The sequence below is a fragment of the Allomesorhizobium aridi genome, from assembly GCF_043769475.1.
In the GTDB taxonomy this organism is placed as follows: Bacteria; Pseudomonadota; Alphaproteobacteria; order Rhizobiales; family Rhizobiaceae; genus Allomesorhizobium.
Window position 1 is genome coordinate 558,379 of the sequence record NZ_CP171729.1, and the last position, 14,650, is coordinate 573,028.

The window sequence follows — 14,650 nt, forward strand, 5'->3', positions numbered from 1 at the left end:
CTTGCGGCCAGCAGATCGTTTCTGCGATCTCATTCGCTATTCGCTATTCGCTATTCGCTATTCGCTATTCGCTATTCTCAGAATTTCCGAGATCGCCTTCGCCAACGCATAAAGCCGCTGCTCTATGAGCGTCGGGACTTCGCAGACGTAAGTGAGCGACTGCACGCGCTCCTCGAAGATGCGGGTTTCCCAGATCAGCCGGTCGGTGCGCAACGCGACCTCGTTGACGTCCGCGTCGGGCTTTGTGCGCAGGGCGTCGACCTCGGAGGCTTCCTTGCGCAGCCGCGCCGCCAGTTCGAGCTGTTTGCGGGCATAGCGGGCGATGCCGGAGATGACTTGGGAGCGCTCGGCGTTCATGTAGTCGAACAGGCCCTGGACCAGCATCGTCATGCGGTCGTTCTTCTGGTCCGCCGGCAATCTGGTCGCGAAGTCGCGGATCTGCTTTTCCGCCTCGGCGATTGGCACCCGCCGCGCCGCGAGTTCCTTCACGAGCGCTGGGATTTCCTGGTCCTTCGCCCAGTCCTTTGCCGTTTGCGGCAGGTCCGGCCCGTTCCAGATCTGTCCAAGCGAGAGTTCGGGCACCTTGCGCTGGATGCAGGGCCAGTCGGGATCGGTGTTCATTGCGGCCAGCGCCGCGCCCGCCGCCGGCAGGAGCAAGACGGCCAGGGCCAGGCTGCGGACAAGGCTCGTTTTGCGCATCAGGCGTTTCCTCCGGTATCCTGCTTGCGGGTCATCAGGCCGCGCGACGGATCGTAGGCGATGATCGCGCCGCCGAGGAACAACACCGTGCAACCGGCGACCACCGCCAGCGAAAACCACTCGATCTGGCCGTAGAAGGCGAAGCGGATCAGCTCGACGGCATAGGTGAAGGGGTTGGCGAGACAGATCTTGTAGAGCAGGGGGCTCGATTCCTGGATCCGCCATAGCGGATAGAGTGCCGGCGAGGCGAAATACATGGGGAAGATCACGAAGTTCATGACGCCCGCGAAGTTCTCGAGCTGCTTGATCATAGAGGAAAGCAGCAGCCCCAGCGCGCCGAGCATCACGCCGGCCAGGAACAGCGCCGGAAGCACGAGCAGGTAACCGATCGGAGGCGCCTTGACGCCCCAGAACCAGGCGATGCCGAGGAACACATAGACTTGGGCGATCGACACGGCGACGCCGGCGAGCAGCTTGGAAACCAGCAGGAACCAGCGCGGAAACGGACTGACCAGCAGCGTTCGCATGTTCCCCATCTCGCGGTCGTAGACCATCGACAGTGATGATTGCATGCCCGAGAACAGAAGGATCATGCCGCAGAGGCCGGGCGTGATGTAGACCTCGTAGAGCACGTAGGTCTTGTAGGGCGGGATGATCGAGACGCCGAGCACCTGCCGGAAGCCCGCCGCGAAGATGAACAGCCACAGCAGCGGCCGGACCAGCGAGGAGATGAAGCGTTCGCGCTGGTTGAGGAAGCGCAGCCCCTCGCGGACGAGGATGCCTTTCAGGCAGATGAGGTAGGCGGCGAGGCCGAACCCAGGCGCCGGCAACGACGCAACCTTTGTCTCGGTTTTCCCGGGCAGGGGGCTCATGACGGGTTCTCCGTGCCGGCAGCCGGAGCCTTGCGGCTGAGCTTGGAAAAAGCCTCGCCGATGGTCTTTGCGCCAGTCGTCCGCACCACCTCGGCGACGCTGCCCTTGGCGACCAGGTTGCCTTCGGAGAGCACCACGACGTGGTCGCTGTCGTCGACCTCGTCGATCAGATGCGTCGCCCAGAAGACACTGATGCCTTCGGTCTCGACCAGCCTGCGTATGGCTGCGAGGATGCCCGCCCGCGACTGGACGTCGAGCCCGACCGTCGCTTCGTCAAGCAGCAGGAGCGGCGGACGGTGCAGCAGCGCGCGGGCGATCTCGATGCGCCGCATCTGTCCGCCCGACAGGCTGCGCGCCTTGTCGCGCAGGCGATCGCTCATCTCGACCTGCGCCAGCAAAGCGTCGATGCGCCGCCGCGCCTCGGTCGAGCCCAGCCCGTGCAGCGAGGCATGGTAGGAGAGGTTCTGGTAGACCGTGAGATCGAGGTCGAGCGTGCGCGCCTGGAACACGATGCCGAGCCGCCTCAGTGCTTCGCCGGAGCTGCGGCCGATATCGTGGCCGAAGATGCGGATAGCGCCGTGGCGCGTGTCGTAGAGATGGCTGATCAGGGAGAACAGCGTCGTCTTGCCAGCTCCGTTGAGGCCGAGAAGCACGGTGAAGGTGGCGGGCGCGATCGAGAAGGAAACGTCGTTCAGCGCTCGCTTCGGACCGTAGGAATGGCTGACCGCGGCAACATCGAGAGCCGCCACGCCATCCGCTCCCCTGCCTGTCCTCACATGCTGCAACCGGTTCGTTCCCTTTCGCTGGCGCGCCGGCAATCCGGCGCGCGGATTGTGGCGTTACTTGATCGTGATCGTGCCTTTCATGCCCTTGTCGGCGAGATCGGGCACCGACCATGTATAGATGCCCGGCCGGACGGTGGTAAATTGCACCTGTATCGTCCCGTCCGCGTCGAATTCGAGCCAGGCCGGCGCGCCGTTCATATGGACTTCGAGATCGTTGATGACGATCTGGTTGTTCCACACATTTCGGAAAAGATCGGTGTGGAATTTGTATTCCAGGCCGCCCGCGGCCGAGATTTTCCAGCGATAGCCTTGTCCGGCGATCAGTTCGAAATCCTTCTGGTTGGCCGTGAACTGGTCTTCCTTGGTCCCGAGGATGAGTTCAGGCACGTCCTTGCTGGCGCGCGTCGGCTTCTCGTCCGGCGCCGCTTGCTCCGTGGCCGCGGCGGCAGCTTCATCATCATCGTCGTCGCTGTCCTGCGCCCAGACCTGGCCCTGCGTGGCGGCCAGCCCGACCAGCGCGGCGAAAGCGATTGCCCGAAATTTCCTCATGGTCTCCTACCCTTCTGCTTTTAATCCATTGATTTCAATTGGGCGATACGACGACGCCCCACGGCAGGGCGCCGACCGTGACGGACTGCACCGGCTCGTCGGTCGCCACGTCGATGAAAGTGATGTCGTTCGAAACGCCGTTGGTCGAAATGATCGTCTTCTGGTCGGGCGTGAAGGCCAGTTGCCAGACGCGCTGGCCGACCAGCACGTATTTCTCCACCTCGTAGGTCTCGGTATTGACGACCGCCACGCGGTTGGCGGGGCCGAGCGCGACATAGGCCTTCTTGCCGTCGGCGGTGATGCGGACGCCGACCGGCTGGATCGATTCGGCGCGCAATCCGGGGATCTCAAAGGTGATCTTGTGCTTGATCTCGCGCGTCGCATTGTCGATCACCGAGACCGTTCCGCCGATCTCGGCGCTCACCCAGGCTTGCGAGCCGTCGGGCGTGAACTCCACGAAGCGCGGGCGGGCGTCCACTAGCACGTTGTGGGTGATCTCGTGGGTCGCGGTGTCGATGAAATGCGCCATGTTCGTCGTTTCCGACGTGTTGACCATGGTCTTGCCGTCGGGGCTGACACCCATGCCTTCCGGCTCGACGCCCACCGGCACCTCGGCGAGCACCTCCTTGCTTTCGAGGTCGATCACCGTGACGAGATTGTCGTCCTCGTTGGCGACATAGAGCGTTTTGCCGTCGGGCGAGAGCACGAACAGTTCCGGGTCCGGGCCGGACGGAAGCGATCCGACGATTTCATGTGTCGCGGTGTCGATGATCTCGATCGTGTCGTCGTCGCTGGCGCAGAGATAGATCAGCTTGCCGTCATGCGAGATGGTGATGCCGCGCGGCCGCTGCCCGACATTGATGGTCTTGACCACCTCCATCCTGGTCGAGTCGACGACGCTTACCGTATTGTCCTTCTCGTTGGAGACATAGACCATGTAGGCCGAAGCGGGGCTGGCCGTGAGGCCGGCCGCCATAAGGCCGGCCAAGGCTGTCAGTCGTCTTCGCATCAAAAAACTCCTCCCGATGTATATTGGCTACTCAAAAGCGCATTTGGTCTCCGGCTCATCGATGCCGAGCGTGTCGAGTTCAGAGACCTGATGCAGGAAGCCCTCCTGCGGCGAAGTCGAAACGACCGAACGCCCGTCGCCGAGGAAGATCGGCTGGCGCAATTGCCAGTTCCACTTGCGGAAGGTCAGCTTCTGGCCCTTGAAGGCGGCGATCGAGAAATCGTCAGCGCGGATGAAGGCCTCGACCTTGGCCGGATCGGCGCCAGGCGTGCGCGTCGCCGCCTCGCCGACGATGCGCACCGCGGTCCAGGCCGCCATGTCCTTCGATAGCATGCGCCGGCCATTGGCCTTGGCGAAACGGTTCTGGATCTGCGTGCCGCCCCACTGCTCGCTGGCCGGGTGCCATGCAGACGGCGACAGCCCCGCCGTGCCGGCGACCGGCCGCGGAATCCATGTCCGGAACGGGACATAGGTGCCGAACACCTCGCTCTCGTCGGCGACCAGCACCACATCGTGGTCGGGCAGGTCCTGGGTGAAGACCGGCATCTGCCGCTGGATCTGGACGACGCCGGAATCGGTCCGCCTCGCCGTGCCGGTATCCTTGAATTCCTTTTCGGCGACGATCTCGCCGCCGAACCGCGTCGCCGCCCGGCGCAGCGCTTCGGCAAAAAGCTGGTCGCGTTCATGCGAGCCGTAGATCAGCACCCAGTTGCGCCACTGCTTCCAGATCAGATATTGCGCCAGCCCGTCGGCCAGCATGGTGCGCGTCGGCGCGGTGTGCAGCACGTTTACGCGGCATTCCTCCTCGCGCAGCACATCGTCGGTCGCCCCGACATTGAAAATCAGTACACCGTTGTCGCGGGCGACATCGGCGATCGAAAGCAACTGCCGGGCGGAGATGTCGGCAAGCACATAGCGGTCGCCCCTTTCGACCATCTTCCGGAAGGCCGGAACCACGTCGGCGTCCGGTTTCACCTCGGTCACGTCGAGGATGAATTTCTGGCCGAGAAAGCTGCCGGTGGTGTTGTTGTCGCCGATCGCCGTTTCGGCCCCGGCGACGCCTTCGTCGCGCGGCGGAACGTCGAGCACGGACAGCGCGAGTTGCGGCGCGTAGGCGCGCAGATAGCCGATCTTTATTTCCGTGACCTGCTTTTCAGGCTTGGACGTCTGCGGCTGTTCCTTGGGCGCGGTTTCCTGCGCTAGGACTGCTGAAGCGTTGACGACCAAAGGAAAAAAGCACAGGAAAGCCGCCAGAGTGCCTGGCACCGCGCTCGTCATCGATACAATTACCCTCTTCTTGCGCTAAAGTCCGATTGTTGTCGGCCCGGCGCGAAGTCAAGGTGCCCACCCATGACCATAACGAACGGAAAAAATTTATCAAACCCCTTAAGCGGAGATTTCGCGGCAGGTTTTTCCGCTAGTCTTGGCGCGAGGATCTGGCGGCACGAAACCGTCTATTTCCACAGCTGCAATCCTGTCCTCCAGGCTGGAGATTCTGAATGACCAAAATGCTGACCAGCGTCACGGGCGTCGCGGAGGCCGAGATCGCAATTTCCGGCGGTGCCGACATCATCGACCTGAAGGATCCGAAGGCTGGCGCGTTGGGCGCGGTCGCCACGGATGCGATCCGCCAGACCGTGTCGTCGGTCGCGGGACGGCGGGCCACGAGCGCGGTCTGCGGCGACCTGCCTATGGAGCCCGAAACCATACGCGCCAAGGCCGAGGAGATCGCCGCGACCGGCGTCGACTTCGTGAAGGTCGGCTTCTTCCCGTCGGGAAACATCGCCGCGTGCTCGGAAGCGCTCGCGCCGCTTGCCGCGCGGACGAAGCTGATCGCGGTCATGTTCGCCGATCTCGCGCCGGATTTCGAATTCCTGCCGGTGTTCGCCAAGGACGGTTTCCACGGGGCAATGGTCGATACGGCGATCAAGGCGAAGGGGCGGCTGCTCGATCACTTGCCTCCGGAACGCATCCCCAGTTTCGTGGAGCGCGCCCGATCGCACGGGCTCGCGGTCGGGCTGAGCGGCTCGCTCGAAGCGCCCGACATTCCCCGATTGCTGCCGTTTGCGCCTGACTTCCTGGGTTTTCGCGGTGCGCTTTGCGACCAGTCCGAACGCACCGCTTCCCTCAGCGCCGAGGCGATTTCGCAGATCCGCGAACTGATCCCCGAGGAATCACAGGCCGGCGCGCCGTCCAGCGTCGACTACCGCCTGCTGGCGGCCAGAGGCTACTCGCCGGGCGCGATCGACCCGGCGCTCGGTACCGACCGGATCTTCGTGCGGGATTTCGTCCTGCCGGTCCAGATCGGCGCCTACAGCTTCGAGCACGGGCACACACAGAAGGTGCGCTTCGACGTGACCGCCGATGTGCTTAGGGTCACGGACCACCCTGAGGACATGCGCCACGTCTTCTCCTACGACATCATCATGGATGGCATCCGCACCATCGTCGCGCGGGGGCACGTCCAGTTGAGCGAGACGCTGGCCGAAGACGTGGCGGCGCTCGTGCTGGAACATCCGCGCGTCATGCGCGTCGCGGTGAAGGTCGAAAAGCTCGAGCTTGGGCCGGGCGGCGTCGGCGTCGAGATCGAGCGCAAGAGAGCCAAGCGGCAGGCGGTGCGCTTGTCCGCCGAAGCCGATGCGTCGCCCGGTCATGGCAAGAAGGGCCTCATTTCGTGATGCGAGCCGTCGTAAAGCTCGGCGGCAGCACGGCCAACGAAGCCGTGATGGGCGAGTGGATCGTAGCGCTGGCGGGCTCAAAACTGCCGCTGGCGATCGTGCCCGGAGGCGGCCCCTTCGCCGACCAGGTCCGCGGCGTACAAAAACGCATGGGCTTCTCCGACAAGGCCGCCCACTCCATGGCGATCCTCGCGATGGACCAGTTCGGCCACGTCATCCTCGACCGGGACGACAGGCTCGTGCCGGCGCGATCGCTGGACGAGTTGGAGCGCGCGCTGGCAGATGGACGCGTTCCGATCTGGCTGCCGTCGTCGCTGGCTATTCCCGCGCAGGACATTCCGGCCTCCTGGGACATCACCTCGGATGCGCTCGCCGCCTGGCTTGCCGGAAAGCTCGGCGCGGATGCGCTGTTGTTGGTCAAGCAGACCGGTGCGTTCTCACCGGCCGACGATGTCGCCAGCCTGACGGCGCGGGGCGTTGTCGACGCCGGCTTTGCCGCCATGCTGCCGGCGGAGGTCGATTTTCACCTTGCCGGTCCCCACGATGCGGCTACCGCAGGCGCGATGCTGTCGTCGGGAAAATTGCCGGGAACGCTGATCTCCCGATCCGTGGCGTCGGTCAGGAAAACAGGATAGTGCTGGAAAATCTGCATACGCCGCGCTGGGCATGGGTTCTCACCGGGTCCGGCCACTTCTTCACGGAAAGCTTCGCGCTTATCCACGAGCTCGAACATTGCGATATCTTCGTCTCGAAAGCCGCGAACGAAGTGCTGCGCATGTACAAGCTTAAGCTGGATTTCCCCGACACGATGCGCGTCCTGCATGACAAGACGGCGAGTTCCGTGCCGGTCGGCGCCTTCTATCACGGCGTCTATCACACAGTGGTGGTGGCGCCGGCCAGTTCCAACACGGTCGCCAAATGCGTGCTCGGCATTTCCGACACGATCGCAACCAATGTCTTTGCCCAGGCGGGCAAATGCCGCGTCCCGGCCATCGTCTTTGCCTGTGATACCGCCCCCGAGCTCGAAACCATGGCGCCGCACGGGCTGGTCAAGGTCTATCCGCGCAGGATCGACCTGGAGCACACCGAACGGCTCAAAGGCTTCGAGCGGACCGAGGTGGTGGAATCGCTGGCAGGCCTCAAGGCCGCGATACGCCGCCGACGCGCCGAACTAGAATCCGATGACTGAGCGGCTGATCTTCCTGACCGGCCACCTGGCCAAGGCGCGGCTGGAACGGCTGCTGTCCGGGCTTGGAGAGACCGAATTCGCCTGGGAGATCGTGGACATCGGCGTCAAGGTCGCGGCGCTGATGACCGAGGACATCATCAAGCGCCGGCTGAAGCTCGACCACGGCGCGGACCGGATCATGCTGCCCGGCCGCTATCGCGGCGATCTCGAGCGTCTCTCAGAGCATTTTGGCGTGCCTTTCGTGCGCGGCCCCGACGAAATCGCCGACCTGCCGGCGTTCCTCGGCCGCCCAGGCGGCCCCCCGGACCTCTCCCGGCACGACATGCGCATCTTCGCAGAGATCGTCGACGCGCCGATGCTTTCGGTCGATGCGCTGCTGGCGCGGGCGAGGGAGCTTGCCGATGCCGGGGCCGATGTCATCGACCTCGGCTGCCTGCCCGAAACGCCTTTTCCGACGCTAGCCGAGGCAGTGCGGGAACTGAAGGCGCAGGGGTTTTCCGTCAGCGTCGATTCCGCCAGTATCGATGAACTGGCGATCGGTGCGCGGGCAGGGGCTGATTTTCTGCTCAGTCTGGACGAAAACTCGCTGCCGCTGGCCTTTGACCATGGGGCGACACCGGTGCTGATCCCGTCGGTACCCGGCGACCTGGATTCGCTTGGCCGCGCCATCGAGGCAGCGGAACGGGCCGGCATATCCTTCATGGCCGATCCCGTGCTTGATCCGATCCATTTCGGCTTCGCCCAATCGCTAAATCGCTTTATCGAGGCGCGCCGCCGCTGGCCTGAAGTCGAATTGATGATGGGCACCGGCAATCTCACCGAACTTACCGATGCCGACAGTTCCGGCGTCACCGCGATCCTCGCCGGCCTCTGCTCGGAACTCCAGATACGCAACGTGCTGACCGTCAATGTCAGCCCCCATACCGTCCGGACGGTGGAGGAGCACGATCTCGCGCGCCGCATCCTGTTTGCGGCCCGCGCCGACGGGGCGCTGCCGAAGGACTACGATCCGGGCCTCCTGCAAATCCACGACCGCAAACCCTATCCGGCCGCGGCCGAGGATATCGACGCCCTTGCCGCCGAGGTGCGCGACGCCAATTTCCGCATCATGACTGCCGAGGACGGCATCCATATCTTCAACAACAAGGGTCACGCGGTCGCCACGGACGCGTTCGAGCTCTTTTCCGGGCTGGGGGTCGAGGCGGACGGCGCCCATGCCTTCTATCTCGGCGCAGAGCTCATGAAGGCGGAGATCGCCTGGCGCCTCGGCAAGCGCTACACGCAGGACGAGCCGCTGGCCTGGGGCGTGGCGGCCCCGGCGCCGGAGACCGACCGCCTGCGCCTTGCCGAAGCCGGCCACACGCTTAAGGCCAAGAAGGAACGGTAGCGATGCCTTACATCCGCGAATGCATCATTACGACCGCCGACAGCGACGGGAAAGTCCACATTGCGCCGCTCGGCATCATTGCGGAGAAGGACGGCTGGGTGATTGCGCCGTTTCGCCCATCCATCACGCTCGACAATCTGGCGGCCGTGCCGTTCGCGGTCGCCAGCTACACCGACGACGTCCGCATTTTCGCCGGCTGCCTGACCGGCCGCAAGGACTGGCCGACCGTCGCGGTGGACGGCTGCCCCGTGCCTCGCATCGAAGCCGCGCTCGCGCATTCGGTGCTCCAGGTCGTCACCGTCCAGGACGACGGCGTGCGCCCGCGGCATTTCTGCCGCGTCGTCGAAGAGCGGACCCACGCGCCGTTTACAGGCTTCAACCGCGCCAAGGCGGCGGTGCTGGAACTCGCCATCCTGGTCAGCCGGCTGGGCATGCTGCCGCGCGAGAAGATCGAGGCCGAGATCGCTTATCTGACCATCGCCATCGAAAAGACCGCCGGCCCCGACGAGAGGGAGGCCTGGAGCTGGCTGATGCAGCGCGTCGACAATCATTTCGCGGCAACGGATACCGGACGCGCTGGCGCGTCATGATGTCGAAAAGTTGCAGGCTTTCAGATAAGATTATGCGGTAACCACAAAAGTCCTAGCCGCCTGTCTTCATGAATTCGATGATCGTTTTGCGCTGCGCCGCGTCGGTGATGCCGCCATACGGCTTCATGGTGTTGCCGTTCACGACTTGGTCGGGATTGGCAATGAATTTGTCGAGGTTGGCCTCGTCCCAGACAATGCCGGACTGCTTCATTGAATCCGAAAAATTGTAGCCCGGAGCGGTTCCGGCCTTGCGGCCGATCACGCCGGCAAGGCTCGGTCCCTGCCGGTGATCGCCTTCCTTCATCGTATGGCACGTGCGGCAACTACTGTTGAAGGCGGTCTGTCCATCTTCCTGCGCAAACCCCTGCGCGGCCGGAACAAATCCCAGCAGCGTGAGGGCGAATATCCGACCGTTCATGTCCACCTCCACGGCTTCGGAGGGGAACGCCTCGCGTCCGAAGCCGTTCCGGAGCGTTCAGTCGCAGTTCACTCCTGCATTCCCGCAAGCAGCGCGACGGCTGCCGCAGGGGCGGCGCTGCTTGCTTCGTTGCGCACCGCGTCGTCGGCCGGAATGATGTCGGCGAAGTCGATGAAGCGGCGCTCCATGCGCTCGGCAAGCCGCCTGATCTGCCAGCGCCCAGCACCGGCGGCTACGATCGGCGTGTCGTCGGCTAGCTTGCCGGCGACCCGGAACGCGGCGTCGTGGACCATGCGAAGCTGGCGCTCGCTGAACCAGCGCGCCACGTCGCGCCATTCGGCGGGCGAGAGATCGGCGGCGTCGCGCCCCACCATGCGGCCCAGCCGCGCCATCGAGGCCTCCGGCGTCTTCTCCTTGCCGTCGGCGGAAGTGTGCTTGTCGTCCTTCTCGTCGAGCACGCCCATGATGCGGTGCGCGTCGGCGATCGAGGCGAAGTATTCGTTCATCAGAGGGGTCAGCTGCCCGCGCACTGGCGCCGACGACGCTATGCCGAACAGGAAGGTGCGCGTGAAGCCGGTATAGACGAGCTCGCCAGTCATCAGCCGCTCGGCGTCGCTGTAGCCTTCGCCGGCGACCGCGCCGTCCCTGACCGGAATGATGTCGGTGGTGGTGGAGCCCATGTCGACGAACAGCGCGTCGCCGACGAGCTTAGCCACCAGCGAGGCAGTCGCGTGCCAGTTGGCGGAGGCGACATCGCCGCCGAGCCGGGCCGCCTGTCCGGCCCCGACGAAGCCGGACCGCCCGGCATAGATCAGATTGTCGCCGGACGGAAAATGTTGCGAAATCAGTTTCAGCAGCGACGCGACGCCGTCGTCCCGCGAGGGGAATATGTCCGACAGTTCGCCGGTCATGGTGAACGCGTTGAGATCGGCCCCGGCATAGACCGCCGACGCCTCGCGAAGCGCAGAGGTGAGATTGTCGAGGCCGAGCCAGAGCGGCATCAGGATGGTCGCCGCCTCGACGATCCGGCCATTTTCGGCCCGCGTGACCTTCAGATGCGCGCCGCCCACGTCGAAGCCGGCGATAGTGCTCTTTCCTTTTTCCAAAGTTCAGGCTTTCATCAAAAGGGCTGGCCACTTGCGGGAAAAGCGTTGCGTATCATCCCTGTTCTCGACTTGAAAGACGGCCAGGTCGTGCGTGCCGAAATGGGCAGGCGCGACCGCTACCGGCCGATCGTGACGCCGCTCAGCGCCAGCCCTGATCCCGTCTCGGTCGCAACGGGCCTGCGCACGCTCCATCCGTTTTCGGCCTTCTACATAGCGGATCTGGACGCCATAGAAGGCCGCGCGCCCAACGCTGAAGCGCTCGCCCGGCTGCAGGCGATGCCCGACGCGCCCGAACTTTGGGTGGATGCCGGAATTGCCGACGGGAAAGCGCTCGCCGCAGCTCTCGCCGAACCGTTGCTGCGCCCTGTGCTGGGCTCCGAATCGCAGCACAGCGATGCGCTGCTCCGGCGTTTTTGCGATCATCCCGGCCCCGTCCTTTCGCTCGATTTCTTTGCCGACGGCTTCCGCGGCCCGCCTTCCATCCTCAAAGAGCCAGCGTTCTGGCCGCGAACCGTGATCGTGATGACGCTGGCCAAAGTGGGGTCCGGCGCCGGCCCCGATTTCGCGCGGCTCGCGGAGATCAAGGCAAAGGCCGCAAGCCGTTCCGTCGTCGCCGCCGGCGGCGTCCGCAACGCAGCCGACATAAGCGCGCTTTCGTCGCTCGGTGTCGACGCTGCACTGGTTGCGACATCGCTCCACGACGGCACGCTCACGCCCGGGCAACTTGCGTCGCTCGGCGCAGCTTGACGATGCTGGATGCCGTTCCGGAGCGCGGCAATGCCGCGCCTCGGAACGGAGGTTCAAAAGCCGAGGGCTTTTTTCAGCCGGCGCAGCAGACCATCCGGCTCGGCGGAGGGCGTTATCTGTGCGGGGCTGTCTCTTGTCTAGGCCGCGAACGGATGCTTCACCTTGTCCCGCTGCGAGGTGGCTTCGGCGGCAGTCGGGATGCCTTCGACCGCGCGCTGGATGGCTTCCTTCGTCGCCTGATAGTTGTATTGCTGGATTTTTGCGTCGTCTTCGGCTTCCCAGTGGATGAAGACGCCGACGCAGATGAACAGGTCGTCCGCCTCGTTGGCGGGGATGATGCCGTCAGCGACGCTGTCCTGGACGGCCTTGGCGACCGCGTGCTGCGCGGGGCCGAACATCTGGACGGCCTGCTTGGCGCCCTTGATCGTGACCTTGTTGAACATCACCGTGTTGGGTTTGCACTGAAGATTGGGCGCGATCACCGCCAGAAGCGAGGTGAAACCGTCCTTGTTGTTGGTGAGTGCGTTGCAGAAAGCCGTTTCGACCGCGCTCCCCCTGGGTCCGATGAGCAGGTCGACGTGGGCGACTTCGTTGCCGTCGCCGACAAGCGATTCACCGACCATTACTTTAGAGATCTTTGCCATGCCAATTTCCTCCGAGACACAATTATGATGTCCATAGACGCCGCAACCGAGCGAGCGCTCGATGGACAGCTATCCTTGTTGGCAGCGTCCGGATTTGCCGGACCGGTTGGCTAGATAGCAGCGAAAGCGGTGCCTTCGCCGTAGAAATTGAAGCACCAACAATTTCATTACGCAAGGCGACGACCGAGAATGTGGACTAAAAGACAAGCCACCGTCAGGTCGGCCGAGGTGCCGGGGTTGATGTCGCGCGCCTTCAGCCGCTGGTCGAACTCCAGAAGCGCCGAAATGCGCAGCGCTTCGTCCCGCGCGTCGAGCGCGGCCCTTACGTCCGCCGCCTCGTTGCGAACGCCGTCGGCGGCCTCATCGCCTTGCTTGCGGGCCACGTGGCTGTCCGGAAAGCTCGCAAGAAACGCCATATAGGCGAAGATCGTGGGCCACATGCCGCTCTCGCCGCGAGACAGCGCCGCCTCCAGTGCCGGCAGCCCGACCTCGAATATGTCCTCGAAGCCGGTAACATATTGGCGCGCGATCCTGTCGCGGCCGGACGCCTCGCGCATGGCTTCCAGCAGTTGAACTTTCGGCTCCTCGCGCACGTCGTTTTCTTTGGCAGTTCCGAGGCCGCCGGGCGAGGCGAGCGCGATCGCCTCGAAGACCGCCCTTGTGTCTTCCATGTCCATTGCCCGCAGGACCGCATCGAGATTGGCGCGCAGGTCGCGCCCCTCCATCCCGGCGGCGCAAGCAAGCGGCGCGGCGAGAAGCACGATGCCGAGATTGGTGTTGATCCCGACCGCCTGGCGCGTCGCCCGAACAGCCTCGAGAATGCGCCGTCCTACCGGCAGTCCCGGATCGGTGAGCGGTGCGGCCGAGACGCGGGCGCTGGTGATGAACTGGTCGGCCGACATGCGGTGCCCATCGGCGAAGAGATGGACGTTGCCCGGTTTCAGCGCCTCGATCTCCATCCGGCAGGCGTCCACATAGGCGGCGCTGATGCGTTCGCGGGCGCGCGCCATGTCAGGAGTTCGCCGGCGCGACGAAACGGTGCGGACGGACCGGCCTTGCCGCCTTGGCGCGGTCGGCGAGGAATTTCAGCAGCGCGTCAGCGATCGCATCGGCGATATTCACGGCGACGACCGATTGCAGGCCCGACCAGGCCGGCATGCTGTTCACCTCCAGCACCTGCAGCGCGCCGTCGGGCGCCGGAATGATGTCGACGCCGGCGAAGTCCGCGCCGACCGCCGCCGCTGCGGCGACCGCCAGCTTCGCCAGCTCGGCTTCGCCATGCCCGGAAACCTGCTCCGGCACCGCCCCTCGATTGACATTGGTTATCCAGTCCTCGCCCCGGCGGCTCATCATCGCCACCGCCTCCCCGGCGCAGACGAAGACACGGAAATCTCGGAACGGAGGACCGGCGCGCGCGACATAGTGCTGGAGGTAATAGACGTCGTTCACCTCCTCCGTCGGGGGAAGGTCGGACAGCGACCGGATCAGCCTTATGCCCCGTCCCTGCGCGCCGAAAAGCGGCTTCAGCACCAGCGGCGACAACGTAAGCTCGCGGGCGGCGATCTCTTCGGCCGCCGCCAGCCCTTCGACGGCGAATGTCGGAGGCGTCGGAAGGCCGGCATTCTTCAGCAGGAACGTGGTCGTCGACTTGTCGACACAACGCTCGATCGCCTGCGCGGAATTCCACACCGGGACGGAGAGCCTGTCGAACGCGTGGAGCAAGCCGAGACGCCGCGTTACCGCTTCGAAGGATCCGGCCGAAATGGAGCGAACGAGCACGGCGTCGGGCAGCGTGCCGTCGAAGCCGGGGATTGAAAACCCGGTCGGGCTCTCCGTGTCGAAAGCTATCGCGGCCAGCGGCGCGGTTACGACGGCGGCGCCTCTCCGGCTCAGCCTGGCGGCAAGGCCCTTCGAGCGCGCGTCCGAATTGTCGCTCACGATGAGGATGCGGGGGATCATGCAGCGCATTCCGCCACG

At 64.6% G+C, this 14,650-nt stretch carries 17 protein-coding genes; 6 read left to right on the forward strand and 11 right to left on the reverse strand.

Features of this window, described 5'->3' with window-relative positions:
- Nucleotides 1-57: 57 nt before the first annotated feature.
- From ACG873_RS04645 to ACG873_RS04670, 6 genes are all read right to left on the reverse strand, one after another.
- Nucleotides 58-699, reverse strand: coding sequence for a hypothetical protein (locus ACG873_RS04645; protein WP_394890663.1), 642 nt, complete (start codon nt 697-699; stop codon nt 58-60).
- Nucleotides 699-1,571, reverse strand: coding sequence for an ABC transporter permease (locus ACG873_RS04650; protein WP_394890664.1), 873 nt, complete (start codon nt 1,569-1,571; stop codon nt 699-701). Before ACG873_RS04650 ends, ACG873_RS04645 begins: the two co-directional genes overlap by 1 nt.
- Entirely contained in the window at nt 1,568-2,320 is a 753-nt protein-coding gene (locus ACG873_RS04655) for an ATP-binding cassette domain-containing protein (protein WP_394890665.1), read from the reverse strand. Before ACG873_RS04655 ends, ACG873_RS04650 begins: the two co-directional genes overlap by 4 nt.
- Nucleotides 2,321-2,410: 90 nt before the next feature.
- The gene (locus ACG873_RS04660) at nt 2,411-2,905 is read right to left on the reverse strand and encodes a hypothetical protein (RefSeq protein ID WP_394890666.1); all 495 of its coding nucleotides are present in this window, start codon (nt 2,903-2,905) and stop codon (nt 2,411-2,413) included.
- Nucleotides 2,906-2,939: 34 nt separating this feature from the next.
- Nucleotides 2,940-3,914: a YVTN family beta-propeller repeat protein gene (locus ACG873_RS04665; protein ID WP_394890667.1), complete on the reverse strand. Its 975-nt coding sequence runs from the start codon at nt 3,912-3,914 to the stop codon at nt 2,940-2,942.
- Between the two features lie 27 nt (nt 3,915-3,941).
- On the reverse strand, nt 3,942-5,192 hold the full coding sequence (locus ACG873_RS04670) for an ABC transporter substrate-binding protein (RefSeq protein ID WP_394890668.1): 1,251 nt from the start codon (nt 5,190-5,192) through the stop codon (nt 3,942-3,944).
- Nucleotides 5,193-5,413: 221 nt separating this feature from the next.
- Here ACG873_RS04670 and ACG873_RS04675 point away from each other — a divergent pair, with 221 nt between their 5' ends.
- Genes ACG873_RS04675 through ACG873_RS04695 form a run of 5 tightly spaced genes read left to right on the forward strand, consistent with a single transcriptional unit; the run spans nt 5,414 to nt 9,758 of the window.
- Nucleotides 5,414-6,592: a (5-formylfuran-3-yl)methyl phosphate synthase gene (locus ACG873_RS04675; RefSeq protein WP_394890669.1), complete on the forward strand. Its 1,179-nt coding sequence runs from the start codon at nt 5,414-5,416 to the stop codon at nt 6,590-6,592.
- Nucleotides 6,592-7,227 (forward strand): dihydroneopterin aldolase, encoded by a 636-nt coding sequence (locus tag ACG873_RS04680; RefSeq protein ID WP_394893345.1) that lies wholly within the window; start codon nt 6,592-6,594, stop codon nt 7,225-7,227. The genes ACG873_RS04675 and ACG873_RS04680 overlap by 1 nt, the downstream gene beginning before the upstream one ends.
- A gap of 2 nt (nt 7,228-7,229) precedes the next feature.
- Nucleotides 7,230-7,781, forward strand: a complete 552-nt coding sequence (locus tag ACG873_RS04685) for a flavoprotein (protein ID WP_394893346.1) — start codon at nt 7,230-7,232, stop codon at nt 7,779-7,781.
- Nucleotides 7,774-9,168, forward strand: a complete 1,395-nt coding sequence (locus tag ACG873_RS04690) for a DUF6513 domain-containing protein (protein WP_394890670.1) — start codon at nt 7,774-7,776, stop codon at nt 9,166-9,168. The genes ACG873_RS04685 and ACG873_RS04690 overlap by 8 nt, the downstream gene beginning before the upstream one ends.
- 2 nt (nt 9,169-9,170) lie before the next feature.
- Nucleotides 9,171-9,758 carry a DUF447 domain-containing protein gene (locus tag ACG873_RS04695; protein WP_394890671.1) on the forward strand — a complete coding sequence of 196 codons (588 nt, stop codon included), beginning with the start codon at nt 9,171-9,173 and terminating at the stop codon, nt 9,756-9,758.
- Between the two features lie 52 nt (nt 9,759-9,810).
- Here the strand turns inward: ACG873_RS04695 and ACG873_RS04700 are convergent, their stop codons facing one another.
- Nucleotides 9,811-10,176: a c-type cytochrome gene (locus ACG873_RS04700; RefSeq protein ID WP_394890672.1), complete on the reverse strand. Its 366-nt coding sequence runs from the start codon at nt 10,174-10,176 to the stop codon at nt 9,811-9,813.
- Nucleotides 10,177-10,244: 68 nt separating this feature from the next.
- Complete coding sequence (locus ACG873_RS04705; protein ID WP_394890673.1) at nt 10,245-11,282, reverse strand: hydantoinase/oxoprolinase family protein; 1,038 nt, start codon at nt 11,280-11,282, stop codon at nt 10,245-10,247.
- 45 nt (nt 11,283-11,327) lie between these two features.
- Between ACG873_RS04705 and ACG873_RS04710 the strand changes: the two genes are divergently transcribed.
- Nucleotides 11,328-12,029, forward strand: a complete 702-nt coding sequence (locus ACG873_RS04710; protein ID WP_394890674.1) for a HisA/HisF-related TIM barrel protein — start codon at nt 11,328-11,330, stop codon at nt 12,027-12,029.
- Nucleotides 12,030-12,166: 137 nt separating this feature from the next.
- Here the strand turns inward: ACG873_RS04710 and fae are convergent, their stop codons facing one another.
- From fae to ACG873_RS04725, 3 genes are all read right to left on the reverse strand, one after another.
- Nucleotides 12,167-12,673 carry a formaldehyde-activating enzyme gene (gene fae / locus ACG873_RS04715; protein WP_394890675.1) on the reverse strand — a complete coding sequence of 169 codons (507 nt, stop codon included), beginning with the start codon at nt 12,671-12,673 and terminating at the stop codon, nt 12,167-12,169.
- Between the two features lie 167 nt (nt 12,674-12,840).
- Nucleotides 12,841-13,683 (reverse strand): triphosphoribosyl-dephospho-CoA synthase, encoded by an 843-nt coding sequence (locus tag ACG873_RS04720; protein ID WP_394890676.1) that lies wholly within the window; start codon nt 13,681-13,683, stop codon nt 12,841-12,843.
- 1 nt (nt 13,684) lies between these two features.
- Nucleotides 13,685-14,632: an ATP-grasp domain-containing protein gene (locus ACG873_RS04725; RefSeq protein ID WP_394890677.1), complete on the reverse strand. Its 948-nt coding sequence runs from the start codon at nt 14,630-14,632 to the stop codon at nt 13,685-13,687.
- Between the last annotated feature and the right edge of the window lie 18 nt (nt 14,633-14,650).

Bases quoted from the DNA above. Each gene is read 5' to 3' on its own strand.
- ACG873_RS04645 (WP_394890663.1), bottom strand. From the start codon at position 699: ATGCGCAAAACGAGCCTTGTCCGCAGCCTGGCCCTGGCCGTCTTGCTC.
- ACG873_RS04650 (WP_394890664.1), bottom strand. From the start codon at position 1,571: ATGAGCCCCCTGCCCGGGAAAACCGAGACAAAGGTTGCGTCGTTGCCG.
- ACG873_RS04660 (WP_394890666.1), bottom strand. From the start codon at position 2,905: ATGAGGAAATTTCGGGCAATCGCTTTCGCCGCGCTGGTCGGGCTGGCC.
- ACG873_RS04665 (WP_394890667.1), bottom strand. From the start codon at position 3,914: ATGCGAAGACGACTGACAGCCTTGGCCGGCCTTATGGCGGCCGGCCTC.
- ACG873_RS04670 (WP_394890668.1), bottom strand. From the start codon at position 5,192: ATGACGAGCGCGGTGCCAGGCACTCTGGCGGCTTTCCTGTGCTTTTTT.
- ACG873_RS04675 (WP_394890669.1), top strand. From the start codon at position 5,414: ATGACCAAAATGCTGACCAGCGTCACGGGCGTCGCGGAGGCCGAGATC.
- ACG873_RS04680 (WP_394893345.1), top strand. From the start codon at position 6,592: ATGCGAGCCGTCGTAAAGCTCGGCGGCAGCACGGCCAACGAAGCCGTG.
- ACG873_RS04690 (WP_394890670.1), top strand. From the start codon at position 7,774: ATGACTGAGCGGCTGATCTTCCTGACCGGCCACCTGGCCAAGGCGCGG.
- ACG873_RS04695 (WP_394890671.1), top strand. From the start codon at position 9,171: ATGCCTTACATCCGCGAATGCATCATTACGACCGCCGACAGCGACGGG.
- ACG873_RS04700 (WP_394890672.1), bottom strand. From the start codon at position 10,176: ATGAACGGTCGGATATTCGCCCTCACGCTGCTGGGATTTGTTCCGGCC.
- fae (WP_394890675.1), bottom strand. From the start codon at position 12,673: ATGGCAAAGATCTCTAAAGTAATGGTCGGTGAATCGCTTGTCGGCGAC.
- ACG873_RS04720 (WP_394890676.1), bottom strand. From the start codon at position 13,683: ATGGCGCGCGCCCGCGAACGCATCAGCGCCGCCTATGTGGACGCCTGC.
- ACG873_RS04725 (WP_394890677.1), bottom strand. From the start codon at position 14,632: ATGATCCCCCGCATCCTCATCGTGAGCGACAATTCGGACGCGCGCTCG.